Below are 26,875 nucleotides of genomic sequence, written 5' to 3'. Positions count from 1 at the left end.
TTAAAGAATAATCCTCAGTTTCTGAATTTCTTAAAAGCAAGGAAAAGAAATGGGACTAAAACAAAAGCTGTAAAGATTAGCCCTGCTTTTAGCCCTCTAAAAGCTTCTCGCGGAAAAGTTTCGGTATCGGTTTGAAGGATTCCTACGCTGAAAGCGATTGCAAAGGCTGAGAATGCTATGAATAGCGAGAGAATCAAGAAGATGACATTTCTAATGTTTTCAGAGCCGGATTTTAAATCTATGGATACCTTTTTAGGGGATTCAATGTTGTGACCATTTTTGGAGCACTAAAATAATGAGGAAAAAGTAGATGAGAATTAGACTAATTGCGACATTAAATTGTGTATAGTTCTTTCCTTTTCAGTTTTAGTAACAGAAGATTTTGGAATTTTGGAGCATTCTATTAACACTTTTCTGAAGTCTCTTAATCTGTATCCACTTCTACGAAAAGCCCAATAGAGCCATGAAAACGTAAACAAGGATGTAATAAGTGCTCCAAGAATTATTAAGGTAATCTTTGAGCTATCAATTCCATGGAGAGAGATTTCTCTCAACAATTCCTGAGCCGAAAAAATAGCGATGAATAAAGCAAAAAAAGCGATTATAATATAATCTCTCTTTTTCCAAAATTTCTGCAACTTCATATTTTTAGGACTGTAGAAAAATTAAAAAATTTATTGGACGAACGCACAGGCTCCTGAGCATGCAAATGGACAAATGTGTGTCTGACAAATCCTTTCTAGTCCCCAACTTCTTGCAGAATAATTGATCACAAATGAAGTTACAGCCTCCTGAACAACCGCCAGAAAAAAGAGTGGGATTTTCCCTACAGATCTGTGCCAATTTAACGTCGTGAGTTATAATTTAAAATTTCCCGTAGCCTTTTTGGAATATCTTTTGCGATTTTTTCGATTTTTTCAGCTTCTAAAGCCTCTTCCCTCATTCCACAGTGTGCGACATCGTTTCGAAGTTGAGTCAACCAATCCCAAAGTTTTGCAATCTCTTCACTTTTTTGAAGTTGTCTAAACCATTCTGGCAAATATCTTTGCTCGCCACGAATTCTTGCAGCTGCATCGCCAAGAACTTTTTCAATCTCCTCTCTGAAATCCCTTTTCAACCAATTCTCAGCACTTTTCTGTAAAGCAACCAAACTAACAATCCATTCCCTCGCAAGAGTTATTGCTTGAATTGTTAGACCTTTCTCCAAGTAATGCTCAATCAGTTCAATTTGTTTCTTTAGGTTCTCACAATTTAAGAGCTCTGGTTCATCATACGCAAACTTTTTTGCCTCTCCTTTTACTTGGTCTAAGATCGCTGCAAAAGGCTTTGCCCATCGCTCGACTTCTTGTCCAACTTTTTCAATAGCCTCGAGTAACTGAGTTGCGGATTTCATAACATCAAGGGGTCTTGAAAAGTGCAAGGCCTTTGAAAATTCACCCAAAACCTTGCCAAAAGACTCAAGCTTTCTCGGTAATTCATCACTTACTTTCTTACGCCAGAGCGTTTTATGGATCTGCCTTAATTTTTCGGAAATTAAAGTCGCATCGCTTCTCCTTAACAAAAACTCTACACCAGTAAGCCAGTCCAGTAAATCTAGAAGAGGTGTTAAATCGAATATTGGCACACGATCTCCTGGTTCACGAGCTTCGTAAGCTCCGTAAATTATTTGACGTATAGTAGCATTCTTCGTTCTTCTTAGATAAATTGCCACCGCAAAAACGATGAATGGAATTGATCGGAAAGCATGAGTTATGTCGAACAGAAGCTCATCACCATCTTCGACGATTTTGCTACATTCCTCAAAGATTCTCCAAACTTCATCTTCTTTTTTACCTTCTGGGATACTAACAAACTCAACCAAACTGCCCAAGTTTTTCTTCAGTTCTTCGATGTAACCTCTGCTTTGAATTTCAACGGTTGGTGTAATCAGAACAAATATCTTTTCAGGCTCAAAAATTTTCGCCACTGCTTCCGGAAAAAGATTGGTTTTAAACTCTTTATTTTGCCAGTAATAGATTACAGTATTATATTTACCCGTGCCGAGAAAAGATATTGCCTTCATACATCCCAATAGCCATAGTTAGCACTCGTTTTCGCACCAATGCCAAGTTCTCTCAATGCACCTTTAAGCCACTCTTCGGCTGTGAGGAGTAAGTCATTAGCATCATTTGTGCGAGCGGCAATTGCGAACAAGTAATTTATTTCACTTACGGTCAGGAAAAATACTGGCTTTGGCGATTGCCAATCTGACGGTGCTTCTTTGCCCTTAGTGCGATAGTAATCGGGAAAGTGCGGATTCATGATGTCAAGTTCAAACTTGGGTGCTTCAATTGGCACAGCATCCAAAAACACGATTTTACCTGTCTGCTTCGTTGTGCCGAAGATTGCGACGAACTCTGGGTCGTTTTCGCTTTTGCCTTCAATTAATTGCGCATACGCTCTTGCTGCCCCCTTTAACCCACTTGCAGGGATAATTGGCAAGCCAAAGATGCGATGGAGTGTCATGCTTGTCTCCAAAACATGCGCTGCCCCCAGACCGACGACGAAGCGCCAAGCAGGCTTTGCTTCAAATTGGCGAACTTCAAAGCCCCGTTGCCGATACCATTGCAGTAGTGCTTTGTGGCGCTGTTTCAGGAAATTTAAAATTTCACGAAGTTTTTGTTGCTGTGCTAACTCAAAAACCTTTTTCCGCTGTTTTGCATCCTGCGTCAGTTCCCATTTTTCGTTGACTGTCAAAAATTTGTCAAGCCACAAACCAATGTTTTCACAGCGATTGCCACTATCGGCAACCCTAACTGTATCGGATGGCAAAGGTAAGCGTATCGCTTGTTGTTGCTGTTCACGAACCCTGCGGTTTTTAGGTTGCCTTCTTCCCATCACTCCTCACCTTTCGGCAAAATTGCCTCAGCGAAACGCTTGAGCCATTGCAAAAACGCCAAAGCTTCCATCGTGGTAATGCGATATTGCTGGCTGTTAGCGGAGTTGACGATCCATTCAAGCAGATCGTCTTCGAGTCTCAATCGTTGCTTCAGCCAATTCGAGATGTGTTGATAAAACACTTCATGTTCATCAGAGGGGTCGCCTTTTCCTTTCGCCTTCAAAAAAGCCAGAGTTTGCCCCAAACCATTTGTCAAAATGAGTGATGGGACCTTGCGAGCAAGTGAGCCATATCCCTTTTTCCAGTTTTTGCCTCCTTCTTCGGATTGCAAAGTTTTTAGGCGCCTTTGGAGTTCTTCACGGTTTTTTTCGTTCCTTTCTTCAGCAATCCTCGCCCGCAATCCTTCAATAGCATGGTCAAGACAGTGCTGAATGCACTGCCACGCATATCTCGCCCGTTCCTGTTCCAGTGTCCTCATCGATTGCATCATTTTTCACCTCCACAATAGAGCCGAACTTTTACAATTCCCCGTCCAACAGTTTCATCGCCGCCAATTTGTAAGCGGTCAAGTTTCAATTTCGAAAGTAACTTCAGAGCATCGTCAGCATTTGTCAATCCTAAGTTTTTAGCATTTGGTGCTAACGGTTTGCTTACAAAAATCGGCGCATAAAGCAAAGTTTCACTCGGCAAATGTTCTTCCGTCCACAACGCACCTTCGGCAACAGTCTTTTTCTCTTGCTCGATCCGGATACGAGTAATAACTTCTGTCGCCATCTGTGTGAAATCTCGGAAGGCATCGTCGGGTAAAATCACAAAACGCTTCGGCAACCACTCGCGCCATTGCTGGTATTCTTCGCTTTTGGGCAGAGCATTGTCCCTGATCCACTCGGCAATCTTTTTTGCTTCCTTGTCTTCTTTTGCGTCAAAAGCAAACTCCTCAAGCACAACTTTGTCCTCAATTTTGACTTCGCTTCCGTTGACAACCAATGCTTGATTGCTGTTCTCTGGCACTGGAACTTGCCAAGGAACTTGCATTCCCGCAGCAGTTGCTTCCCGCTTGAACCTTTCAAGCACGAATGGGCAAGTCGTCCATGCAAAAACACCAACAAGCGAGCGGACAGGGAAGAGTAAAACTCTTGCATCATGCGGACTAACACAACCTGCATATTCGTGTGCCCTTTGAGTTTCCGGACCAAACAACGCCTGAACTTTGTCGTTTGCTTGCGGGTCATTCCGTTGCTCAAGAATGCGCTTTGCTTCAGCCCTCAGCACACCTTTCAGGCTTGAAGCTTGAATTATGGGTAAATTCGTAATTCTTTCCCGTTGGATTGGCAAATCAACGATACTCATACTACTTCCGCTACCCGCATGCAAGGGAGTTTCGCAATATAGAAACAAAATCGCGGCCTTCTCAAACATATTACCACCTCCCAATTAAAACTTTACCAAAACCAATATTTGCCCATGCGTTTTTGCCATTGTTCTGTTGACGCACTTCGTCGGGTGTTTCGGTGAACGCAAAGTTTTCGTCAAGTTTTGGTAGTTCATTAGCTTCAAAAAAGTAAACCGAACCAGCTGAGACGAAGTTGCGAATAGGCTTCGGTTCGTTTCTTGCCATATCAAACCCACCAAACTTCTGCGCTCGCGGAATGGCTGCAGCGATCAGCCGAACAGGTGCACCGAAAATCTTGCTCCAATCACCATCTTTAGGTTGCCAGCCGCCGGAAAACCACGCAGGTGAAATCAGCACGACTTTAAACCGCACAACTCCGGACTGCTTCTCCAACTTCGGCATGTAACTTGCCAAACTCGGCAATGGCTCAACTGCTTCATAAATTGCGCTTCGCCCTTCGCCACCAAATCGCAGAAAACCTTCTTTACTTTGCAAATTCACACCTTCAACCTTTGCCCAAAGCGCCACGCCATATCTCAACCGCACAAAAGTTGCTCGGTAAAGCATCTGCGTTTGCGTTATGCGCTTGCTTCTGTCAATAGCAATGCCGAAACGGGGTTCGAGGGCGAAAAGGGAGTCGTTGTTTACAACTTGCTTCGGCGCTTCGCCTTGCAAATATCTTGCCCATTCGCTTTCTGGAAGCCAGCCTTTTGCTTCTTCTAACCTCCAATTCAAATCTTTCAGTTTGCTCAGAAGTTCGCTCTTCACTTCCGCCCAAAGCAATTGAAGTCTTTCGGGCAAATTCGTTTTGAAAGACAAGTCTGTTTTTGGCTTGAGCAAAATGAACCTCTCCTCAATCCTTTTCATATCATCTTCTACTCTGACTTCCATTAAATCCACGGGCACTGGGATGAGTCTTTCCCACTTATCTTGCCTTTTGCGCGCAAGCATCGGTCCTATCAAACGCAACTTGCCGAATTTATCGCCATAGCCGACATCTAAGTCAAGCGATTTGAATTGCGTAAAATCAACGCCTTTGTCAACAAGCACTTTGGTCCTGATTGCACCCTGCAAGGTGAAAGGTGTCGGCGGGAAAATCGTCGCAGCATCGTGGTCTTCTCCCGCCGAAAACGGGCGACCATCGCGGAAGAGCCAAACATCAACGGGCTTAATAATTAACTCCATCATCTATCACCTACCAACAACTTCTCACACTGTTCCAAGACAAATTTGGCTTTTTCTATCGCATTCTGGGCATCTTCATCGGAGTAAAGGGCTTCTGGCTGCACACCGCTTTCTTCGTCACCATACATGCTTAATTCCCTTTCAGCCCTCAAGGTGCGTGAGATGGATGCTAACTTCGGGATATATTGGGCAAATTCTTTCGGAAACATCCCAGCATTTTCCCTAAGCGCCGGTCCTACATCGTGCACTCGTGGAGGCTGAATCCCAACCCACACTAAGGCGCTTTTCAATGCCAACTCTACGGCTTCTTGACTTCGCCTAACAGCCAGATTCCAAAGACCCTTTGTACGCATGTTTATCGCTTCTTCAAGAATAGCCTTTGCCCTTGCAAGCATCAAATTTGCGCCTTCTTTGTTTTTCAAAGTTCCACCACCTCGCCAGGCTTAAGGTCGGGCTTTAAAACCCAATAACGAACTTTGCCTAAATTTCTCCGCTGCGCACCCAGTTCCTGCAAACGCTTCCTTAAAAGGTTCAACATGCCTTCCAAAAAACCATCACGGTCAAACAATATGACCGCATCTTCCACCATGTCTAAATAAATCCAGCGAAGTTGCCGTGCCTCTTCTTCCGTGAAGGCTAACTCCGAAAGGTTGGCGTAAATGTCTTGTTCCCAAAGCCTTTTCAACTCAGGGTAAAGCCTTTCCCTGATTGGCTCAAGCAACTCGTGACGCTTGAACACTCCATTCGGAAGTTGGCGACAAACGACAAAAAGGTCAATGTCAGAAGTCTCCGTTGCCTCTCCCCTCGCCACAGAACCGAAAAGAGCGATTGAGATGAGGTTATCGCCTAAAACCTCGGCAGCAATTTGAACATACTTTTCTGCAAGTTGCCTGAGCCTTTCACTTATGCTCGTAGCCATCACTCACCACCTGCCAAAAACCTCATTAGCGTGATCCACTTCGCCAACTCAAGCAATCCATATTGCGGCTTAGTCAAGTCGTATGGGTCAGCATCTCTTTTCGCATGACAATTCAACGCATCTGCCAGTTGAGCCAGTTGGTGAGCTAGTTCGGGCAAAACTCGTTCCTTCGCTTCTTTTTCACCCTCGCTGTGCCTTCTAAGCAACCTGAGCAATTCAGCCTCTTGAGCCTCAACGGGCAAGTGCACAAGTGCGAATGCTTCTTCCATCAATGCATTTGCAAACCGACTTGACAGTTTCACTTCGCCTTTGCCCTCCATCATCGCTTTGACTTTCAAAAGCAACTCCAGCGTGTCTTTGACACAATGCTTTGGGTAGAAGAACTTAGCACCCATTTGCACGCGTTCGCCAGAGCGCTTTAGCCATCTAACGCAAATTGCGTTGCGACCGTAACGCTCTTTCGCATCTTCTTCCGCTTCTCTCGCCTGCTGCAGCGCATCTCGCAATGGATGCAAACGGTGAGCGATAACGATGCCAACGCTTGCAGTTGCTTTATTTCCCATCGTGAGCAACTTTTTCCCATCCCAGTCAATCCATCCAGTCCATCGCCCGCTATCAAACTCAACTTCAATATCGCCGTTAAATTTTCGTTCCGCTTCGCCAGAAAAGAGTGCTCGCAACTTGTGAGCAGCAGACAAGGCTTCAGCAAGGGGCAGAAAGGCGAGCACATCGTCGCCGCCAGCGTAAACAAGTCGGCCATAATGAAGTTTTTCAACGACATAGGGAACACAGTGGAGCGCAAAATTGGCAAGGGCTTGGCTTATCGCAGCGTGAAGTGAAGGAGAGATTAAGCGCTTTTGGTTCAAAACTTTTTGCCATTGCTGATCATCCTTCAACTGCTCAAGCGCTTTTGGATGAAGCATTGCTTCAAAATTCGCCAAACCTTCATGTGTCCCACTCAGCCATTTGCCCATCCCATCGCCATCCATGATCAAGATGGCGTAGTAATCGGTTGGATGAGCATCGGCAGTTTTGCACAAATCGCTCAATGCCTTTCGCAATTCTTGCAAATCATCTTCATTCAGCTTGACACCATGTGTTCTTTCAAGTCGCTCACGGTCGTAACTTTCCAAGAAAAACCATTCACCATCAAGACTGACAAATTTCTTTGCATCATCACCAATTTTCTCTGCCATTTCAATCAACTTCGGGATATCCATCCCGGTGAAAGCCTTGAGCGCAGTTCTTTCAATGGTTGCAATTAAATCCCGCACCTTGCTTTTTGTTTGCTCCCAATTTTCCAGCACAGTTTTCACAAAGGTCGCTGCAGCAACGCTGTCGGTTGAAGGGAAATCGCCCTTTAAGCCAAGTTCATTTTCTTTATTGAACACGAAGGGTAAGACGAAGCGTTTAATGGCACAAATAGCGCACAACCTTTCACTGCCATCTTGCTCAATATGCCCAGGGAGTTTCTTCGCAACTTCTTGCCAAAACTTTCTGCCTAGCCAATCTCTTTGGTCATGCAGAACTTCTCGCTCCCCGCAAACAGTGCACTTGCCCGCGGGTTCGAAAATTTGCTCAAAGTTACGAGTTGACTTTCGTGCTGCCAAAGCCCTTTCCGACAAGTCGTGACAGGCTGCGTAAACTGTGCCTTGATTGGTCGGATAAGCACCTTTGAGTTCAAGCAACTTTTCAAACCGTTCATCGCCTGTTAGTTCCTTGTAAAGCCCAGCGATTTCCTCAGGCGTGTCACTCCACTCGTAAATCGCCCAGTAAATTTCGGGGAACTGTTCAACTTGGCGCCGCCAGATTTCGCTTACTGCACTGAACTCAGGCGCTTTTTGAATCAATTGTTCCCAGACTTCATCAGCCAACCGCTTCCATTCGTTGCGCACCGCTTTTTCGCATTCCCTTGCCAAACTTTCCGCTTCTTCAGCAGGCACAATTGCGTTGAACTTGTTCGGAAAAGTTGCCAGACGCAAACGGCTGGAATCTGGCAAAGCAACTTGCAATCTCTTTTCCTTGCTCAGCCAAAAGTCAACGAGCGGTTGTTCAAGCAACGATGGGTAAATCACATGGTCGGGACCGAGTTTTTCAGCGATGACCTTGATTGCGTGCCAAATAAGGTAAGAGAGCAAGTAACTGCCAATCCAAAGGTCACGTGTTTTTCTTGCAGTTGCGATGAAACTTTGGACTGGACCGATGCTGAAAACGAGCGTCGCAGGTTTTGCGATAGCAGCGAAAGCACTTGCGACGCGGTTGTGGTGCAAGAGCGAGTGGTTTGGGACGCGAGTGTCAGCAGGCAGAAGTTCCCAGGGCAAATTTGGCTCATGGCGATGCAGTTCCTCTTCAAAACAGCGCCAGAAAAGCAAAAATCGCTTTTGCGGATCATTGGACTTTTGGCTTAAAGAGCGAACGGCTTCTTCTTGAGCATTGTGGGATTGTTTTGGGGAAGTGATGTTCAAGGGCAAACGTTGCCCCGAGAGCGGATGAATAATGAGCGAACTTATTGTATGAGTCCAGTCAAGGACTTCCACATCTCCAGGGAAATTCGGTCTGTCGGCAGCGGAAGCGATTTTGTCGGCATTTTTCGCAGCCCTGACCCATGAAGCATCTGGAATTTCCGTTGATGGAACAGGCAAATCCTTAAGCGCAAGTTTCATCAGATCGCGGGCACGATCTTCGTGTCTCGAAATTTGCAATGCTTTATCGGGTGGATCGTGAAGTAAGGCGACTATTTTACGTTGCCAGTAGGCCATTTTTCTGGCACCTCCTTAAAACCAAAAACAACCTCGCCCTCAAAAGCATTAAGGAAGGCAACAAGTTTTCCGCGATCAACACGGCCTAAGCTCGGGTTCATTTTAGACAGCAGAGTCGTCAACACCAACGCGTATTTGCCATTCGTCAATTTTGTGACATGGACATGTATGGGTGATGCCTGTCGTTTCTCCTTACCGCCAGCCCAACCTAAACTGGGATTTCTGTGCTCATGGGCTTTTTCCATTACGAACCTAATCGCTTCCTCCCAACTGCCAAACTCTTTTTTGTAAACTCTGATTTGGGTCCACCAAGGATGAAGTATGGGAAAACTGGGTGTTGAACTCACAGATGCAAATTTGTTACCTGTTATTTTCTCCAACTGCTCCTTTAAACGCGAAGACAATTCTTTGGTCGTGCTGGCTTCCAATTTGGGTAAATCTCCATTGACAATTTGCAAACTTCCAAACCCGCGACGGCTGCGCCTTCCGAGTCCGCCAAGAAGACAAAGCAACTGCAGCGCTTTGGCTGCTTTTTTAAGAGCATTTTCGTCGCGACTAAGCAAAGTGAGCGTGAAAATTTGATCGGGAGCGAGACCTTTGAAAGTGAAGCTTTTTTTAGGGTTGTGAGGGAGTGGTCTGTAATCTTCTGACTGCAATTCATCTCTCAGGTCCACTCTCACAATCACAGGCGAAGCATGTTCAGTGCTTCCAAAGACTGCACTTTCGTGCTTGAAAATTTCCTGCGGATTATTGCCTAAAACGCCCCCAAGAAGAGCTCTGAGCCAAAACCTCATCACTCCACGAAACGATGGAGCGCGAAGCTCTGGTTCTCTTTGATTTGCACCGGCCAAGAATAGAGGTGTTACTGTTTCAAGTTCCACTCTCATCAGACCATTTTTAGTAATCAACAAATTTAAAGCTTGCGATAAAATATTCAAGTCAATTCAGAAGTTATAGCAGCTTTGACATGAGAAGCCAGCAATTCTCCTGCGTCTGCGATAATCTTGTCTCTAAAAAACTCTAAAAAACATAATAACAACTGTACAGAAAATTTATAAATGATAGAATGAATAAAAAAAGAATAATGTAATCCCAAAGAGAGTCGATTGGCAAATTTATTGCGAGGAGTATTAAAAAGACAACAAGAGTTAAAATTGAAGATATCAGTCTTCTTTTCTCCTCCATTAAATCACCATAATTTGAAACATAAATGGGTTACAGATATCCAAGACAACGAGCACAATCTGTACAGGAGATTACAGAACCGGCAAAGCTCAGAATTGTACCTATGTTGGCTATTATACAATAAGTTACCAAACAGAGGGCACAAGTCCATGCTGTAAACACTGCTATACACGGAGCAAAACAAGGCCAGCAGTTGTATATAACTGCTCCCGTAGCTATAACGCAACCCAAACAAGACCATGCACACTGTGTTTGATCAAAAACGATGGCGCTCCCTTTCCCCTCCGCATTGAACTCAGCCAAATTCCTCTCAACTACTCTGCTCAAATAGCTCAGCTCAAGCTTAACCTTATTCCAAATCCAGCTCGTTTCATCTTGCTTTCTTATCTCGTTGAGCACTTCAGCAAGAATTCTGTAGTGCTCGGAGAGCTTGGCTTTGCTTTTGATCTCGATGACATCAGCGAATGGAGCGAACTTCTTTTCATTCTTAGGAGCTACATTTATTGCAGTTACAAAGTAGTTCTCGCCTTCAACTTGCATCACTCTTGTCACCAAGCTCAAATTATAGGTTGCGGTTTCGGCGAAGTAGCTAAGAACTTTGAAATCAAAGCTCGCTGTTGCATTGTAAACTTTTAATTCGCTGAAAGTGAGTTTCTTGCCATTGTTTGAGTAATTGTAGATCTCTTTGATCTCCACTTGGTAATCAAATGCTAAGCAGCTTTGATCTTGGCAAGAGCTTTCTTTGAAATTCTCGGAAATCCATTCGCTTAAGCTTTTGTTCACTTCTGTGATGTTCAAAATCGCCTTTTCATTCTTTGCAATCTCGACTTCCACAATTCTCTTCAGCGTTATTTCACTGCAACTGTTTTCACTATCTACTTCAGCCTTTTTTGCCATCACTGGCGTCGCTAAATTGCAAAGCATGACCAGAACCAGAAAAAAACTAATAAGACAAGAAAACCAGAGCTCTAACCAATCAATCCACTGACTGGAAAAGAGACAGGTTTACTAGCGAATCGAGGATATCTGTTTATATAAAGTATAAAAGCGACACAGACCGAAGATGAAGAGGTATTCTCTTAAGACAAAAATTTATTTCTTACCACAACTACATTCTACGTGGCAGTATTCGCAAAGGTGATCATCGGTGACAGCAGAAAAATGCTTGAGCTCGAAGATCATAGCATAGATCTCGTTGTCACTTCCCCGCCCTATTGGCATATAAAGGATTATGGCGTCGAAGGTCAGATTGGCTACGGTCAAAGTCTGCATGAATACCTGAAAAGTCTATACTTGGTGTGGAAAGAATGCTTTAGAGTCCTCAAACCGGGTTCAAGGTTATGCATAAACATTGGCGACCAGTTTTTGCGAAGCGTTGTTTATGGGAGATACAAAATAGCCCCGCTTCATTCCGAGATGATTGTGCAGTGTGAAAAAATTGGCTTCGACTATATGGGGGCGATAATCTGGCAAAAGAAGACGACTATGAACACAACCGGAGGAGCGAATGTGATGGGTTCCTACCCATATCCGCCGAATGGTATGATAGAAATTGACTACGAATTCATCCTCGTTTTTAAAAAACCTGGTAAAAAGCCCGCACCTTCTAAAGAGATAAAGGAGATGTCAAAGCTGAGCAAAGAGGAATGGAAGGAGTTCTTTTCGGGACACTGGAATTTTGCTGGAGAGAGACAAATAATGCACGAAGCAATGTTTCCGGAGGAGCTACCGAAGAGATTGATAAGGATGTTCACATTCGTTAGCGATGTCGTGCTTGATCCTTTTTTGGGTAGTGGGACAACGCTAAGAGCTGCAATCAACCTCGAAAGGAATGGAATCGGTTACGAGATAAACGAAGCCTTTTTGCCTATAATTAAACAGAAGTTGAGTGAAAACCTTTCTTTTATAAATGCTAAGGTTGAGATTATAAAGAGAAGCGAAAAAGTCGAAATTGAAGATTCACCCGAGTATCAACCAAATATCAAGGATGCAAAGCCATTAATTGAACCAAAAAGACTGAAATTTAAAGAGCAGAAGCTTTTCAGAGTTAAGAGAGTTCTGAGTGAAAACAGCGTAGAATTGGACAATGGGCTGGTTGTAAAATTGCTTGGAATAAGAGTCTTGCCAGATAAAACTTCGGAAGCCAAGAGATATCTCGAGAACTTCGTCAAAGGAAAAGAAGTATTTATAAGGTTAGATCCTTGCTATGAAGCCAAAAACGATGAGCTTCAGGCTTACCTTTTCCTCAAAAACAAGATATTTGTGAATAAAGAAATGATCAAACAGGGTTTTGCAGTCACTCAAGAAGATGATTTTATGTATAAACACAAATTTTTGAGGATCCAGGAGGGTAAAAATGAGTAGAGAATGGATTCTGAACATCGCATGCAATAGATGGGGTTTAAACAAGCAGAACAGAGTTGGACCAGTTGCGAAATGGATTCGAGAGTGTAGTCCTAAGAATCTCGAAGAATGGGAATCATTCTACCTTCAGAAACTTGGAGAATTTTTAAAAGAACGTAATATTAACCTTAAACCTGAAGAATACCTCGAAAGTCTTGGAAAAAGGTTATACACAAAGATCACTGAAGTGCTAACAGCGGAGATTGAAGAAGTGACTGAGAAAGACTGCATAGCTTACATCAAAGAGCTTGTTATAAATAGAACATTTGAGGGCTATGTAACTGAGAAAGAGACAATTTATGGACAACTTCAGGATATTTTAGGCGTTGAAATCAAACCAGCACCAGATGAATGGGATAGGCTTTACAACGTTGACTTCTTCATAAAAGTTGGAGAGAAATTTATAGGCATTCAAATCAAACCTACAACCTTCGAACACGCTCCCGAATTCGCAACTAAATGGAGAGAAGCTTACAAAGCTTCGCATGAGAAGTTCGAAAAGAGGTTCGGTGGAAAGGTTTTCATTGTCCTTTCAATTAAAAAGGATAATAAAAAAGCGATCTACAACAGAGAAGTGATTGATGAAATAAAAGCCGAAATTGAAAGGCTTAAAACCTAAGAAATAGGAAATCAATCAGAAAAACCAAACGAAACCGTGCAGGGGTAGCTTGTGCCTGGAACTGACTTCGGCGCGGGCGATTAGTGACCGCGGGCTGAACGGCTCGCCGAAGCTTGCCGCTTACACCCCGGTCCTATCAACCCGGTCTTTTACCGGAGCCCTTAAGGACGGCTCTTTTCGGGGATGGCTTCAGGCTTAGATGCTTTCAGCCTTTAGCCACTGGCACGTAGCTGCCCGGCAGTGCCCTGCCAGACAACCGGTAAACCAGTGGCGCCGGAGGCTCGTTCCTCTCGTACTAGAGCCTCCCTCCCCTCAGCCGTCCGAACACCCCCGTCAGATAGCAACCGACCTGTCTCACGACGGTCTAAACCCAGCTCACGATCCCCTTTAATAGGCGAACAACCTCACCCTTGGCCGCTGCTGCACGGCCAGGATGGGGAGAGCCGACATCGAGGTAGCAAGCCCCCGGGTCGATATGTACTCTCGCCGGGGACGACTCTGTTATCCCTGGGGTAGCTTTTCTGACGTCATCCGGCCTCACCAAAAGGCCAGGATGGTTCGCTAGGCCCGCCTTTCGGCTCGTGAACCTTTATTTTGGGGGTTCACGTCAGGCCGGCTTTTGCCCTTGCACTCTACGGCGGAGTTCTGACCCGCCTGAGCCGACCTTTGGGCGCTCCCGATACCTTTTCGGGAGCGTGGCGCCCCACCCAAACTGCCCACCAACCGCTGTCCCGCCGAAGCGGTTAGCCCTACAGCTAAGGATGGGCGGTGTCTCATCGACGGCTCCACCCTGCCCAGAGACAGGGCTTCGAAGCCTCCCGCCTACCCTGCGCACCCCCAGCTGTAAGGCAACGGCAGGCTGCAGTAAAGCTCCACAGGGTCTTCGCTTCCCAACGGGGGTCCCCAGACTATTCGGCTGGGATGTCGGGTTCGCCGGCTTCCAGCAGGGGACAGTGGGGGAGTCGTTAATCCGTTCATGCAAGCCGCCAATTAAGCGGCAAGGTATTACGCTACCTTAAGAGGGTCATAGTTACCCCCGCCGTTTACAGGCCCTTCGCCCCGTTGAACCGGGGTTTCAGGTACCTGCACTGGGCAGGACTCAGGGGCTGTACTAACCGTTGCCGGGTTGCAGCCCCCTGTGTTTTTAGTAAACAGTCGCTCCCCCCTAGTCACTGCGACCTGCTCCCGCGAGAGAGCAGGCACCCCTTCTAGCGAACATACGGGGCTAATTTGCCGATTTCCCTCTGCTGGAGTGTTCCGTCACGCCTTAGGCTTCTAACCCAGAGCACCTGTGTCGGTTCTCGGTACGGTCCCCGGCCCCCTTTTCACGGTCCCCAGGAGTCGGCCGACTTACGCCATCACGCCTTCACCCCCTTCTCTCCATTACGGATCTCCGGAGGCTTCGGCGCTTGGACGTCCCATGGCAGAGACGCTCGGCCTATCCCGAGGCGTCGGGTGCCTTAAAGGCATAGGCCGGTGGTGCGGGAATATTAACCCGCTCCCCTTTTCGGTGGCGTCGAATTACGAGCCACCTTAGGACCGACTAACCCACGGCTGACGAACATTGCCGTGGAACCCTTGCTCTTCCGGCGGTCGGGATTCTCACCCGACTACGCTGCTACTACCGCCAGGATTCTCGTCACCGACGGCTCCACCCGAGCTCAAGCCCGAGCTTCTACGCCACCGGTGCGCCCTCCTACCGGATCGCCTTTCGGCGCCCCGAGGTATCGGCGGTCGGCTTGAGCCCCGTCCATTTTCGGCGCCCCGAGTCTCGGCGGGTGAGCTTTTACGCACTCTTTAAAGGATGGCTGCTTCTAAGCCTACCTCCCCGCTGTCTTCGACCCGGGACTTCCTTTATCGTTCACACTTAGCCGACACTTGGGGGCCTTAACCTCGGTCTGGGTTGTCTCCCTCTCGGAGTAGGAGCTTAACCCCTACCCCTGACTCCACCCTTCTACGGCGGTAGCGGATTCGGAGTTTGACAGGAGGGCGAGGGTGTCACCCCCCGACTCCCCCAATCAGTGCTCTACCCCGCTACCAGCCTCCGGGCAGGTCATACTGCGGTATGTCTCGGAGGGAACCAGCTATCCCCGGTCTCGATTGGACTTTCACCCCTAGACGGGAGTCATGGGAGCGATTTGCACATCAACACCCCTGCGGGCCTCCACGAGCCTTTCGACTCGCTTCGCCCTGCCCCCGTCTAGATCGACCGGCTTCGGGTCGCATGCCAGTGACTCAGGCGAGCACACCCGACCCCTCGTTTCCTGCGGGTCTTCGGTTTCCCTTCGGCTTCGGGCTTAACACCCTTAGCCTCGCCACTGACATGCACTCCCTGGCCCGTTTTTCAAAACGTATGCAGTAACCCTGGCATGCTCCGGCTCGTACTCGTGCCTCGCGACACTTTCCTTCGCCGGAGTTACCTTTGGGGCTACTGCGCACTATCCCCGGCCGATTTCAGGCTCTTTTCACCCCCCTTCTCGGGGTTCTTTTCAGCTTTCGGTCACCCTACTATTGCGCTATCGGACTCGGGACGTATTTAGCCTTGGAGGTTGATGACCCCCAGCTTCCCGCGAGAATTCCAACCCGCGGTACTCAGGATACCCCACCTTGTAACCAGCAAGCTTACGCCTACGGGGCTTTCACCCTCTACGGCACCGCGTTCCAGCGGACTTCGGCTTCGCTTACTGGCATTAGGCAGGGTCCTGCAACCCCACATCCACCTTCTCTTGCGAGAAGGTGTTCGGTTTGGGCTATGCCGCTTTCGGTCGCCCCTACTAACGGCATCTCGTTTGATTTCTTTTCCTGCGGGTACTCAGATGCTTCCTTTCCCCGCGTTCCCGCTCCTTACGGAGCGTCCCCGAAGGGACAGGATTGCCCATTCGGGAATCCCGGGTTCTAAGGCTCCATGCGCCTCCCCCGGGCTTTTCGCAGCTTGGCACGCCCTTCTTCGGCGCCCGAGCCAAGCCATCCACCGGCCGGGATAACCGCCGGTAGTCAGTCCCAGTTTGCACCTACCCCTGCACGGTCTCACTTGCCCGAAGGCATTAACCCTTCCCCGACGACTTTCATCGCCGGGTGCATGAAAAGAGGCTTGTCAGCATTTAAGCCTGACAGGCAGGTGTTCGCTGGAGGTGATCCAGCCGCAGATTCCCCTACGGCTACCTTGTTACGACTTAGCCCCCCTCGCGGACCTTGGGCTCGAGGATGCCCTACGGACACCCCCTCGCCCCTAGCCCACTTGGGTGGCTTGACGGGCGGTGTGTGCAAGGAGCAGGGACGTATTCACCGCGTGATTTTGACACGCGATTACTACGGATTCCAGGTTCACGAGGGCGAGTTGCAGCCCTCGATCCCAGGTGAGACCGGGTTTAGGAGATTTCCTACCCCTTTCGGGGTCGGAACCCATTGTCCCGGCCATTGTAGCCCGCGTGTAGCCCGGGGGATTCGGGGCATACGGACCTGCCGTTGCCCGCACCTTCCTCCGGCTTAGCGCCGGCAGTCCCCCTAGTGTGCCCGGCTTCCCCGAGGGGAACCGCTGGCAACTAGGGGCGCGGGTCTCGCTCGTTGCCTGACTTAACAGGATGCTTCACAGTACGAACTGACGACGGCCATGCACCACCTCTCAGCTAGTCTGGTAGAGTCTTCAGCCCGACCTTCATCCCGCTGTCTCCCCCGGTAAGCTTCCCAGCGTTGAATCTAATTAAACCGCAGGCTCCACCCGTTGTGGTGCTCCCCCGCCAATTCCTTTAAGTTTCAGCCTTGCGGCCGTACTCCCCAGGCGGCGGACTTAACGGTTTCCCTCCGGCACCGGACAAGCTCATAGCTTGTCCGACACAAAGTCCGCATCGTTTACAGCCAGGACTACCCGGGTATCTAATCCGGTTTGCTCCCCTGGCCTTCGTCCCTCACCGTCGGACCCGTTCCAGCCGAGCGCCTTCGCCACAGGTGGTCCTCCCGGGATTATAGGATTTCACCCCTACTCCGGGAATACCCTCGGCCTCTCCCGGTCCCTAGACCAGCAGTATCCTCCGGAATTCTGACCGTTAAGCGGCCAGATTTCCCGGAGGACTTACTGGTCCGGCTACGGACGCTTTAAGCCCAATAAAAGTGGCCGCCACTCGGGCCGCCGGTATTACCGCGGCGGCTGCCACCGGCCTTGCCCGGCCCTTGCTATGGGGAGCTTTTTAGGCTCCCCGACAGCCGATGCAAGCATCGGCACTCCGGCTGACCCCGTCGCGGTTTCCCGCATTGCGGAGGTTTCGCGCCTGCTGCGCCCCGTAGGGCCTGGACCCTTGTCTCAGGGTCCATCTCCGGGCTCCCACTCCCATGGCCCGTACGGATCTTAGGCTTGGTGGGCCGTTACCCCACCAACTACCTAATCCGCCGCAGACCCATCCTCGGGCTCCTTGCGGACTTTCGGCGATGGAACATTCCAGTATCCATCACCTATGGGGGTTTAGCCCCAGTTTCCCGGGGTTATCCCCCTCCCGAGGGCAGGTTGTCCACGTGTTACTGAGCCGTCCGCCGGTGCTTACCTTGCGGTAAGCCCCTAGACTCGCATGGCTTAGTCCCAGCCGGATAGCAGCGGCCTCTGGCAGGATCAACCAGAATTGGCGGGGTTATAGTGAATACGTCCCCCTGCCTGCCAGTCTGCTCTGCTGACAAGCCCCACATCAGACCGCAACAATTTGCGGTCCTCCCTGCTATACCGCGGACGAGAACGCTACCCCTCACCCAGAGCTGTGCTCAGTCGGGGTCCTAGCTGGATCCGCGGTTATCTACTTTGAAGTTGTGGTGTAGTATACCATTACTCTTTTGGATTTATAAGACTTTTGCTTGAGAGTCTTCAAGCTTGCAACAGCTTCTATTTAAATATGAATGGCTGTCCATATTTCCGATAGAAAAAATAAAAATAACTCGCGATATAAACATTCTGCAATAGAATGACTAACCCAGATGCTTATTAAGAAACTCGAACTCTCTGTTCGAGCTCTCCTCAAAGAAGTCAATGTAAACACCAAAATGTCCACACTTCAAATTCATTACTTCAGCTTCCTTTGTTTTCTCGACTGCCTTAAATGCCGCACTCGCTGGTGTTACTGTGTCGTTCTCAGCGATTAAGTAAAATACTGGACAATTTATTTTACTAACTTTTTTTATCGGCCTATAGAAGGGAATCGAGAGGGCTATTCTGGCAAAAGTATAATTCTCCCAGGGTATGCTGGTTGAATAGCGTTTCTTATGCTCTTCAATTAGTCTTAGATAGTCCTCGGGTAGAAGACCTTTCTCTCCAGCTATTGCAACTTTGTAACCCCCAAAAGGTGAAAGAACCAAATCTATTATCCCAAGAATTGCAAATTTAACGCTTCTTAACCCCATTGCCCTGGCTACTGACAATCCATCCACAAAAGGAACCTGAGATACCACGGCGTCAACCTCATACTGTGAAGCAATTTCAAGGACGTGCCCACCGCTAAATGAGCTGCCCCAAATCGCCACTTTTTTGTATTTGCTTTTTGCATACTCCACCGCTTTTTTCCAGTCTTCAATCTGCTTTTTTATGCTTATTAGCTGTCTCGGCTCACCTTTGCTTCTTCCAAAATGTCGGTAATCAAAGATAACCAATGAAAAACGTTTTCCAAATTTCTCCGCATACGGCAAAAGCAAATCCTTAACTGCTCCGAAGCCATGAGCCATCACAATGCAATTCTCGCCATTTTCATGCTCCCAAGCATGGATGTTCCCAAGCCACACTTCTTTCATGCTACCCAAGAATCTTTCATCAACCATGATTGATAATTAGCTCATCAAATTTAATCTTTCTCCTCCGCAGAATTTTAAAATCTGCACGAAAGATTTTGTTATGGAAGTTGAGGCTAAGTTTAGACTTAAACCAGGAGTTGAAGAAAAAGTCAAGGAGATTGCGAACTTTTTAGAGGAGAAAGACGAATTCGACATCTACTTAAACCATCCCTGCAGAGATTTTGCCGAAACTGACGAAGCACTTCGTATACGGGTTGAGAAAAAAATCAAGTTAACCTATAAGGGTCCAAAGGTCGACTCTGAAACCAAAAGCAGGGAAGAGGTAAATCTTGAAGTCAATAGCTTTGATGATGCTTTAAAGCTTTTCGAGTTACTCGGATTTAAAAAATTTAGAACCGTCAGAAAGCGAAGAAAAATCTTCAAACTCGAAAAAGCAATAATCTGTATAGACTCCGTAGAGGGCCTGGGGGACTTTATTGAAATAGAAGTTGAGGGTGGATTGGAGAAAAAGGAAGAGATTTTTAAAATTGCCGAAACTCTCGGATATTCTCGAGCAGAAAGTATTCGGCTTTCTTATTTGGAAATGCTTGAAAAATTAGATCGGAAAGTATAGGGCCATAGTTGGACAAACTTTAATGCATGCCCCGCAGTGAATGCACTTCTCAGCTCGGATATCTATTTTTTTTTCTACATTTATATAAAAAACTTCGGTTGGACATATGCTTAAACATGCCCCGCAGTGAATGCATCTTTCGTTTCTGGCAATGCTTTTCGTTATTTCGTGAATTTCAACACCCATTTTCTTCAGCATTTCCAAGACTTCGACTGATTTTTCATCCGGAACCTCAACTATTACTTCTCCCTTTCTTGCACCAACATCTGCTTTAAGTATGTTTATCAACGCCCCGGTTTTTATCGCAGTTAATGAAATTATGGGCTCTCTGACCGTTCGGGCATCAAATCTCAAAAGAAATAGCATACCACTTCACCTCCCCAAAAGCTTGCTGAGAGTTTCGCTCGTGATAATCCCCAAAACCCTTTTCCTGCTATCTACTACTGGCAAAGCAGATATGTCGAATTTTTCGAGTTTACTCACTGCTATAGCTATTGGATCTTCTGGATATACAGTGATCACGTCTTTTGTCATTATCTCACTAACTTTTGAACTTCTCTTCACAACAGCTTTTGCAATATCCCATGATGTGACTATACCCTTCAAAGTGCCATCGCTGTCCACCACCGGTAGATGATTTACATTTTTCTCAATCAAAAGCTTTGCAGCGTCTTCTATGCTCCAATCTTCGCCAATCGTTATCGCTTTTGTCATTAGATCCTTTACAACTCTTATCTCCTTTTGCTTCATTGGTTTGAGGACTTCCTTTGGCTTTAACCTTTCCACAGGCATAGTCAGCAAAAACTCCCCTCTTTCAATCATTTTCTTAAGCTCCCTCATAACTTTCTCAGCCATGTAATAGCTTGAAAGTGGAGAAACACGTACTTCTTCGCCATTAATCTCAACCTTGCCACTCTTAAGCTCTTCATAGCTGACTTCTCTCACAACCGGCCTCTGTCGCCTCGCAACTCCGAAGTCGATGATTGTAGTTTTAATTTCACTGTCCCTGATGCTCAAGGCCTTTGCAATATTTTCGTCCAGCACCGGGATTGGAATTCCAATTCCAAGGTATATTGAGGGGGCGTATCCTGGAAAATAGCAAGCTTTAAGGAATTCGGGCTTCATCTCCTTCAGATTTCCCCTAACCATGAGCGTGCCAAATGGTGGAGAATGCTGTGTGCCTTCGCCAATGACGTAACCTTTAGCTCCGCACAAGAAAATCCTTGTCCCAACACCAATTGTCCGAAATTCTGGATCGTTATTCAGAGGTGAAATCTCTCCTGTGCCCGCAAACGTGACGTTTCCATAATTGGGAAGTAGAGTGCCCATGTACGTTCTCAAAATTTTGTCCGAGGAATTAGTTGCTGCTCTATACCGCTGGTATGCGTTTCTTGGATTTACCATTTCTGCCTGATTGACATCCTCAAGAGACATATTAGTTACAATTTCTCTGTTTGGATAACAGTCTGTTCCATAACCTATTGCCCTTAACTCAATATCCTTGCCAGAAACAAGTTCTTCGATCACATGAGCTCCGCCATATAGTTCTCTCGTTTCGGAAGGTTTAGTAGCACCAATGAATACATCAACCGCAGCCAAGCCAGCATAAGCTTCAACATCATTTAACCAAACCTTCTTAAATTTTATAGGCGGATCAGAGTGCCCAAAATTTATGAAGGCCCCTGTAGAGCACATCGCTCCAAAAGTCCCTGTTGTAACCACGTCTACTTCTTTTACAGCTTCTTCTGGAGTTAACTGGGACGTTATTTCCTTCATCTCAGTAGCAGTAACAACACAAACTTCACCACGGCGGATCTTCTCATTTATCTCCTCGATCGTTTTCATGGAATTCAAAACAAAGAACAGTATATAAACCTTTTGAAAATTTAGCTTAGGAATATTCCTATTGTTCATTTTCCGAAAAGAAAAAGCATAAATTTCCTTAGAGATATTGGATTTCATGTCAAAAATTTTGGATTTGGTAAAGGGGAGAGTGCTCTTCACTCTCGTGATAGGAAACACGAAAACTGCAGAGATCCCGGGAATTACGGTTGCAGGAGCAAATCCTGAGCTTATAAAATACACTCCACCCGCAGATGCTGAATTGCTCTATCACGGGAAGTGTTTAAGTATCGATTCAATCCCGGCAACACCCGATGGAAAACCGACACCCGCGCTAATCTCATACACTGCACTTAGGCTTACAAAAATACCTTTCTTGGTCGTAGATTCAGGCTTGATCGTTAAGCCAAAAATACCCCACATAACTTTAAATGCCCCTGTGGGGAAAAACATCGCAACTGAAAGGGCCATGAGCATCGAAGACACGAAAAAAGTTCTTGAAAACGGAAGAATACTTGGAGAACAACTTGCAAAGATTGTGGACTTATTAATCATAGGTGAAAGCATTCCTGCAGGCACCACCACAGCTGGAGCTGTGTTGAAAGCTCTCGGCTTCGAGCCTAAGGTTTCTTCGAGTATGCCTTCAAATCCACTCGAACTTAAGAGAAAAGTAATAGACGAGGCTGTTAAAAAAGTGAAAAGCAAGGACCCTGTCGAGATAATATCCGCAGTTGGCGATCCTGTGATTGCAGGCGTCGTTGGAATTCTAAGCGGTTGCAAGAGGGCGTTGCTTGCAGGTGGAACCCAGATGGTTGCGATTGCAAATGTGGCGAAGATGATCACGGACTGTGAAATTGCAATAGCAACAACAGAATTCGTTGCTAACGATAAAACCGCAGATCTATCCCTTGCACCATGTGAAGTTTTCGTTGCGAAGATTCCACTTGCAAATTCAAGGTATCCCGGACTAAGAGCATATGCCGAGGGTTTTGTTAAAGAGGGTGTGGGTGCCGGTGGGCTTGCATTCTTTGCCTATCGTCGTGGAATCACGGAAAGGGAACTGCTTGCAGAAATCGAAAAAGATTACGAAAAAATCGTCCTGAAGGGCTGAATTTTTTGAGTTGCGAAAAGCTCAAAATCTTTTTAAGCCCTATACTAAATTTTTATTATGTTGAGAATTGTTAATTTAAGCGTTGAGGTTGATGGAAAGAGGATACTCCACAACGTAAATCTCTACGTGAAAAAGGGGGAAACCTTTGCACTCTTCGGTCCAAACGGAAGTGGAAAGTCCACTCTTCTAAACGCAATAGTTGGAAATCCTGCATACAAGATCTCAGGTGGTAGAATAATTTTTAAGAAAGTTGACATAACGAATCTTCCGACCGATGAAAGAGTAAAGCTTGGACTTGGGATTTCCTTCCAAAATCCACCAAAAATAAGTGGTGTGAAACTGATCGATATTTTGAGACAATGTGCAAAGTTAGGCGGTAGAGAAGGTATGATCATGGAGCTTGCAGAAAAGCTCAGAATGAAAGATCATCTTTACAGATCGATAAACGTCGGATTTTCAGGTGGAGAAGTAAAGAGATCTGAAATTTTACAACTTTTATTGATGAATCCTGACTTTGTCTTGCTTGATGAGCCCGACAGTGGCGTAGACTTGGAGAACATAGCAATAGTGGGCTCTGCAATAAGTGAGCTTCTTGAAAGAGATAAAGCGGAAAGAGAGAAGGGCGGTATAATAATCACTCACCAAGGTCATATCCTTGACTACGTGTCTGCAGACTACGGAGTGATTTTATACAAGGGAAGAGTTGCATGCATCGGAGATCCCAAGGACATAATCACACAGATAAGGAAAAATGGCTACGAGGGGTGTGTTGCGCGATGCCTGAAGGATATGGAGTAGATACTGAAAAGTTAAAAGAAGTTGGGATTGAACTCGATCCCAAAAAACGCTCCGGAACGTTTTTACAGAAAGATCAGGAAGTCAAGACTTTTGCGTCTTTCTATGAAGGTGTGGAAGTCATGAGTATAAGATCAGCAATGGAAAAATACGATTGGGTCAAAGACTACTTCTGGAAGCTTCTTCGCAGGGATCAGGATGAATTTACAAAAGAAGCGGATAGCGAAGAAGCAAATGGGTATTTTATAAGAGCTTTGCCAAACGCCAAAGTAGAGATCCCAGTTGAAGCATGTCTTTATCTCCACAAAGCAGGGAAGCAAAAGGTTCATAACATAATTATAGCTGAAGAGAATTCCGAAATAAATATTATAACCGGATGCACATCCCATCCAACCGCAATCGGAATGCACATCGGCGTTTCAGAGTTTTTTATAAAAAAAGGAGCAAAGTTAACTTTCACAATGATTCACAGCTGGCAAAACAATATCGAAGTCCGTCCAAGAAGTGCAGCGGTAATCGAAGAAGGAGCAACTTTCATCAGCAATTACATTCTCTTAAATCCAGTAAAGCTCGTCCAAATGTATCCCACCGCATACGTTGGAAAAAATGCAAGGGCGGTTTTTAGCAATGTTATCGTTGCACTGGAAGGTTGCACCATCGATTCAGGTTCGAGAGCAATTTTAACTGGAAGTGGGGCGGTTGCAGAAATAGTTTCGAGAAGTATAAGCAGAGGAGGAAGGGTTTTCGCCCGGGGACAAATCGTTGGCGAGGCTGAGGGGGTTAGAGGTCATCTTGAGTGTAAAGGGTTGATTTTATCAGAAAAAGGGGAGATTGTCGCCATTCCCGAATTGATAGCAAGACATCCCAACGTTGAACTTAGTCATGAAGCTGCGATAGGAAAAATTGCTGAAGAAGAGATCTTCTACTTAATGTCGAGAGGATTAAGTAGAGACGAGGCCGTTTCTGCCATAGTCCGTGGCTTTATGGAGATCGAGATACGGGGACTTCCAGATGTTCTTAAGGCTACGATTGACAGAGCAATAGAAGACATGAAAAGAGCGTTATGAAAGCTTACATTGAGATTGACGCCAATGGAGATTTGATTAAAGCTCTAAAGCCAGAGGAGAGTAATGCTATAAGCGAGGCAAAGATTTATCAATCCGAAGAGAAGTTGAAAATCGAGATCTTTGCAGAATCGATCTCAGCTCTGAGAGCCTCAATCAATTCATGGTTGAGGCTTATAAATATGTGTTTGGAAATAGAGGTGTTGGTATGAGCGAATTACCCCCACAGGTTCAGAATTTAGTGGCGCAACTACAGCAAATCCAACAGCAATTGCAAATCGTTGTAACGCAGAAAGCACAGGTTGAAGCTATGCTTGAGGAGGCTAAGCAGGCCTTGGAAGAGTTGCAGAAGGTGGGCGAAGACGTAACAATCTATAAAGCTGTGGGAAGCATTCTCGTTAGAGAAGCAAAGACCAAAGTTGTCCAAGAACTAACAGAGAGAAAAGAGAGCCTGGAAATCAGAATTAAAACCCTCGAGAGGCAAGAAGAGAGATTGAGAGAGAGATTCGCCGAACTTCAAAAGAAGCTCCAAGGACTTTTAGGTCAACAAGCTGGTTAATTTTCCTCATTTTTCGATCTTAAACGCAGAATTAAGGCTTCAAAGACGGCTGCAAGATCTCTATCAATTCTAAAAAACTCAACAGCATTTATTATAACTTCTTTGCCTATTTCGGCCTCTTCTTTGAACGATTCCGGGAGCACAAGTTCCCCGTTGCTCGTCATCTCGTATGAATCCATCTGTTCTTCGATTCCAACAACCAGAAACCTTTTTCTGAAAAAGTACGGCTTGGCTTTCTTATCAAGAAATCTCAGTGTCACAAAAGTTTCATTCGGAATTAAAGATGTTTTCAACTCGATAGCTTTATGATTTATACCTACCTCTCTCTCACTTAGCTCATAGCTGAACCCACCAACCCTGCTAAGATATATGTCCGAGATAACCTCAATCGGATACCTATACATCAATATAGATGTTGGAATAGGGCTATAAATCTATTTTGCTCGAAAAGACCTCATCATGCTGAATATTGGCTAAATTTGAGATCGTTTCAGGGGCTTTATCTTTTAAAAAGCTCCGAGAGCTCTTTTGCTATTTTCAAACCCTCTTCCCTATCCTTGGCAGTAGTAATAATGTGAATTTCCTGATTTGAGGAGCCATACGAAAGGATTGCTCTAATATTGCCTCTTTCATCAACCCTTGTGATCTTGAACCTCAGCCCGTGTCCAGTTCTTGCCCCTTTGTTTTCTATTCTGCCGAAAATTACTCTCTTTACACCACTATGTGACAGTATTTCTCCAATTAGCTTTAATCCTTCCCTGTCTCCAATTACAGTCTTGTGTCTTCCACTGAATACCACAATAAAAGTTTTGAGCAAGATTTTAATTTTTAACTCAAATTTGAGTCCCCTTTTCTATTAAAGGGGGAAGATAGTTCGTCCAAAGTAAACCCTATTTCTATTAACGTGTTTCTAAGTTCTCTTTCGAGTTCCTCGAGCTTTTTCCAATCTCTTTCGACTTCGATAAGGTAATTAACTATTCTTTCTACCTGCACCTTTACCCTATCCCCAATCTTTCCAAGAGAGTCTTCGAGTTCTGCAAGACTATAAATTACTGCAAGAGGATTTCTGATTCGATCAACAAGAAAAGAAACATGATTTATCGACTCCTTCACCAGATCCAGCGTTGCAAATGTAGATCTCGACAGCAATTTAAAAGTAAAACTTTCACCGATTTCATAAGCAATCGTGTCAAAAAGTCCAAGAATTTCATCATCTAAGATGAACCATTCTGGAAGTTTGAAACATAAGGAGCCCAAAGGAGTTCCCGAAGAGTTGAGAGGAACTGAAAAGAAGTTAATACCAGGATCTCTCTTTGATACAACCTCTATTTTAACATCTTCAAAATAATTTTTCAAAACATCAACCACTTTTTCTATTTTTCCACTTGGAAGGAGTTTAAGAGTTTCTATGGTCGCTTTAAGTGCAATATTTAGGCTTTTTTCTTTCGAAATGTCTCTAAGTTGTAGAATGATTTGTTTATTGCACATATTTGCAAATAAATCTACCAAGATCGGTCTCTCTCGCGCATTAAAGAGGGACTCGAATCTTAACTCGCCAACTGTTCCACTTTGCAGTATTTTTAACTTCTCTTCAACGTCTACACTTCTGAAAAATGACAAAATGTTTTTACCAACAAGATCTGAATTAGGATATCCAAAAACATTATCGGGAATTGCAGATACTATCTCGAAGCCATCAAGAAATATTATTGCCTCTTTTCTGTATTTTAATGCCTGCAAAAGAAAGTCAGAATTGGGTCGCATAGATTAAAGAAGACTAAAGTATA

At 45.7% G+C, this 26,875-nt stretch carries 25 protein-coding genes and 2 rRNA genes; 8 read left to right on the top strand and 19 right to left on the bottom strand.

Features of this window, described 5'->3' with window-relative positions; all coding sequences use genetic code 11:
• Nucleotides 1-14: 14 nt before the first annotated feature.
• The 11 genes from QXI54_09260 to QXI54_09210 all read right to left on the bottom strand — a co-directional run bounded on the left by QXI54_09260 (nt 15) and on the right by QXI54_09210 (nt 11,216).
• A complete protein-coding gene (locus QXI54_09260; protein ID MEM0303338.1) occupies nt 15-197 on the bottom strand; it encodes a hypothetical protein in 183 nt (60 codons plus the stop codon).
• A gap of 647 nt (nt 198-844) precedes the next feature.
• Nucleotides 845-2,062, bottom strand: coding sequence for a TIGR02221 family CRISPR-associated protein (gene csx2, locus QXI54_09255; protein MEM0303337.1), 1,218 nt, complete (start codon nt 2,060-2,062; stop codon nt 845-847).
• Nucleotides 2,059-2,877: a type III-B CRISPR module RAMP protein Cmr6 gene (gene cmr6, locus QXI54_09250; GenBank protein MEM0303336.1), complete on the bottom strand. Its 819-nt coding sequence runs from the start codon at nt 2,875-2,877 to the stop codon at nt 2,059-2,061. Before cmr6 ends, csx2 begins: the two co-directional genes overlap by 4 nt.
• Entirely contained in the window at nt 2,877-3,365 is a 489-nt protein-coding gene (gene cmr5, locus QXI54_09245) for a type III-B CRISPR module-associated protein Cmr5 (GenBank protein MEM0303335.1), read from the bottom strand. The genes cmr6 and cmr5 overlap by 1 nt, the downstream gene beginning before the upstream one ends.
• Nucleotides 3,365-4,297, bottom strand: a complete 933-nt coding sequence (gene cmr4 / locus QXI54_09240) for a type III-B CRISPR module RAMP protein Cmr4 (GenBank protein MEM0303334.1) — start codon at nt 4,295-4,297, stop codon at nt 3,365-3,367. Before cmr4 ends, cmr5 begins: the two co-directional genes overlap by 1 nt.
• A gap of 1 nt (nt 4,298) precedes the next feature.
• Nucleotides 4,299-5,459: a type III-B CRISPR module-associated protein Cmr3 gene (cmr3, locus tag QXI54_09235; GenBank protein MEM0303333.1), complete on the bottom strand. Its 1,161-nt coding sequence runs from the start codon at nt 5,457-5,459 to the stop codon at nt 4,299-4,301.
• Nucleotides 5,456-5,878, bottom strand: coding sequence for a HEPN domain-containing protein (locus QXI54_09230; protein ID MEM0303332.1), 423 nt, complete (start codon nt 5,876-5,878; stop codon nt 5,456-5,458). Before QXI54_09230 ends, cmr3 begins: the two co-directional genes overlap by 4 nt.
• Nucleotides 5,875-6,375: a nucleotidyltransferase domain-containing protein gene (locus QXI54_09225; GenBank protein MEM0303331.1), complete on the bottom strand. Its 501-nt coding sequence runs from the start codon at nt 6,373-6,375 to the stop codon at nt 5,875-5,877. The genes QXI54_09230 and QXI54_09225 overlap by 4 nt, the downstream gene beginning before the upstream one ends.
• The gene (gene cas10, locus QXI54_09220) at nt 6,375-9,134 is read right to left on the bottom strand and encodes a type III-B CRISPR-associated protein Cas10/Cmr2 (protein MEM0303330.1); all 2,760 of its coding nucleotides are present in this window, start codon (nt 9,132-9,134) and stop codon (nt 6,375-6,377) included. Before cas10 ends, QXI54_09225 begins: the two co-directional genes overlap by 1 nt.
• Nucleotides 9,110-10,021 (bottom strand): type III-B CRISPR module RAMP protein Cmr1, encoded by a 912-nt coding sequence (gene cmr1 / locus QXI54_09215; GenBank protein ID MEM0303329.1) that lies wholly within the window; start codon nt 10,019-10,021, stop codon nt 9,110-9,112. Before cmr1 ends, cas10 begins: the two co-directional genes overlap by 25 nt.
• A 328-nt stretch (nt 10,022-10,349) precedes the next feature.
• Nucleotides 10,350-11,216, bottom strand: coding sequence for a hypothetical protein (locus QXI54_09210; GenBank protein ID MEM0303328.1), 867 nt, complete (start codon nt 11,214-11,216; stop codon nt 10,350-10,352).
• 222 nt (nt 11,217-11,438) lie between these two features.
• Here QXI54_09210 and QXI54_09205 point away from each other — a divergent pair, with 222 nt between their 5' ends.
• Nucleotides 11,439-12,683: a DNA methyltransferase gene (locus QXI54_09205; GenBank protein MEM0303327.1), complete on the top strand. Its 1,245-nt coding sequence runs from the start codon at nt 11,439-11,441 to the stop codon at nt 12,681-12,683.
• On the top strand, nt 12,676-13,341 hold the full coding sequence (locus QXI54_09200; protein ID MEM0303326.1) for an MjaI family restriction endonuclease: 666 nt from the start codon (nt 12,676-12,678) through the stop codon (nt 13,339-13,341). Before QXI54_09205 ends, QXI54_09200 begins: the two co-directional genes overlap by 8 nt.
• A gap of 62 nt (nt 13,342-13,403) precedes the next feature.
• Here QXI54_09200 and QXI54_09195 read toward each other — a convergent pair.
• The 3 genes from QXI54_09195 to QXI54_09185 all read right to left on the bottom strand — a co-directional run bounded on the left by QXI54_09195 (nt 13,404) and on the right by QXI54_09185 (nt 19,131).
• Nucleotides 13,404-16,337, bottom strand: a 23S ribosomal RNA gene (locus QXI54_09195).
• A gap of 130 nt (nt 16,338-16,467) precedes the next feature.
• A 16S ribosomal RNA gene (locus QXI54_09190) occupies nt 16,468-17,952 on the bottom strand.
• Together the 16S and 23S rRNA genes form the textbook arrangement of a ribosomal RNA operon.
• A gap of 336 nt (nt 17,953-18,288) precedes the next feature.
• Nucleotides 18,289-19,131 (bottom strand): alpha/beta hydrolase, encoded by an 843-nt coding sequence (locus tag QXI54_09185; GenBank protein MEM0303325.1) that lies wholly within the window; start codon nt 19,129-19,131, stop codon nt 18,289-18,291.
• 73 nt (nt 19,132-19,204) lie between these two features.
• Here QXI54_09185 and cyaB point away from each other — a divergent pair, with 73 nt between their 5' ends.
• Complete coding sequence (gene cyaB / locus QXI54_09180; protein MEM0303324.1) at nt 19,205-19,717, top strand: class IV adenylate cyclase; 513 nt, start codon at nt 19,205-19,207, stop codon at nt 19,715-19,717.
• Here cyaB and QXI54_09175 read toward each other — a convergent pair.
• Entirely contained in the window at nt 19,700-20,083 is a 384-nt protein-coding gene (locus QXI54_09175; GenBank protein ID MEM0303323.1) for a 4Fe-4S binding protein, read from the bottom strand. The two genes, cyaB and QXI54_09175, sit on opposite strands and share 18 nt — an antisense overlap.
• 6 nt (nt 20,084-20,089) lie before the next feature.
• Nucleotides 20,090-21,562: a homocysteine biosynthesis protein gene (locus tag QXI54_09170; GenBank protein MEM0303322.1), complete on the bottom strand. Its 1,473-nt coding sequence runs from the start codon at nt 21,560-21,562 to the stop codon at nt 20,090-20,092.
• Nucleotides 21,563-21,677: 115 nt separating this feature from the next.
• Between QXI54_09170 and QXI54_09165 the strand changes: the two genes are divergently transcribed.
• From QXI54_09165 to QXI54_09145, 5 genes are read left to right on the top strand one after another with little or no spacing between them, the layout of a single operon-like run.
• The gene (locus QXI54_09165; GenBank protein ID MEM0303321.1) at nt 21,678-22,670 is read left to right on the top strand and encodes a TIGR00303 family protein; all 993 of its coding nucleotides are present in this window, start codon (nt 21,678-21,680) and stop codon (nt 22,668-22,670) included.
• Between the two features lie 57 nt (nt 22,671-22,727).
• A complete protein-coding gene (locus tag QXI54_09160; protein MEM0303320.1) occupies nt 22,728-23,468 on the top strand; it encodes an ABC transporter ATP-binding protein in 741 nt (246 codons plus the stop codon).
• Complete coding sequence (locus tag QXI54_09155; protein ID MEM0303319.1) at nt 23,447-24,532, top strand: SufD family Fe-S cluster assembly protein; 1,086 nt, start codon at nt 23,447-23,449, stop codon at nt 24,530-24,532. Before QXI54_09160 ends, QXI54_09155 begins: the two co-directional genes overlap by 22 nt.
• Nucleotides 24,529-24,741 (top strand): KEOPS complex subunit Pcc1, encoded by a 213-nt coding sequence (locus QXI54_09150; protein MEM0303318.1) that lies wholly within the window; start codon nt 24,529-24,531, stop codon nt 24,739-24,741. Before QXI54_09155 ends, QXI54_09150 begins: the two co-directional genes overlap by 4 nt.
• Nucleotides 24,738-25,088: a prefoldin subunit beta gene (locus tag QXI54_09145; GenBank protein MEM0303317.1), complete on the top strand. Its 351-nt coding sequence runs from the start codon at nt 24,738-24,740 to the stop codon at nt 25,086-25,088. Before QXI54_09150 ends, QXI54_09145 begins: the two co-directional genes overlap by 4 nt.
• Here the strand turns inward: QXI54_09145 and QXI54_09140 are convergent.
• The 3 genes from QXI54_09140 to QXI54_09130 form a co-directional block, all read right to left on the bottom strand.
• Complete coding sequence (locus QXI54_09140; GenBank protein MEM0303316.1) at nt 25,085-25,492, bottom strand: hypothetical protein; 408 nt, start codon at nt 25,490-25,492, stop codon at nt 25,085-25,087. The genes QXI54_09145 and QXI54_09140 overlap by 4 nt on opposite strands.
• A gap of 95 nt (nt 25,493-25,587) precedes the next feature.
• Nucleotides 25,588-25,887 (bottom strand): DUF2103 domain-containing protein, encoded by a 300-nt coding sequence (locus QXI54_09135; protein ID MEM0303315.1) that lies wholly within the window; start codon nt 25,885-25,887, stop codon nt 25,588-25,590.
• 29 nt (nt 25,888-25,916) lie between these two features.
• Nucleotides 25,917-26,852 (bottom strand): hypothetical protein, encoded by a 936-nt coding sequence (locus tag QXI54_09130; GenBank protein ID MEM0303314.1) that lies wholly within the window; start codon nt 26,850-26,852, stop codon nt 25,917-25,919.
• Nucleotides 26,853-26,875 lie beyond the last annotated feature (23 nt).

The sequence above is a fragment of the Archaeoglobaceae archaeon genome, assembly GCA_038734275.1.
In the GTDB taxonomy this organism is placed as follows: domain Archaea; phylum Halobacteriota; class Archaeoglobi; order Archaeoglobales; family Archaeoglobaceae; genus WYZ-LMO2.
Note: the sequence above shows the minus strand (reverse complement) of the source record. Positions and strands in the feature narration are given on the sequence as shown.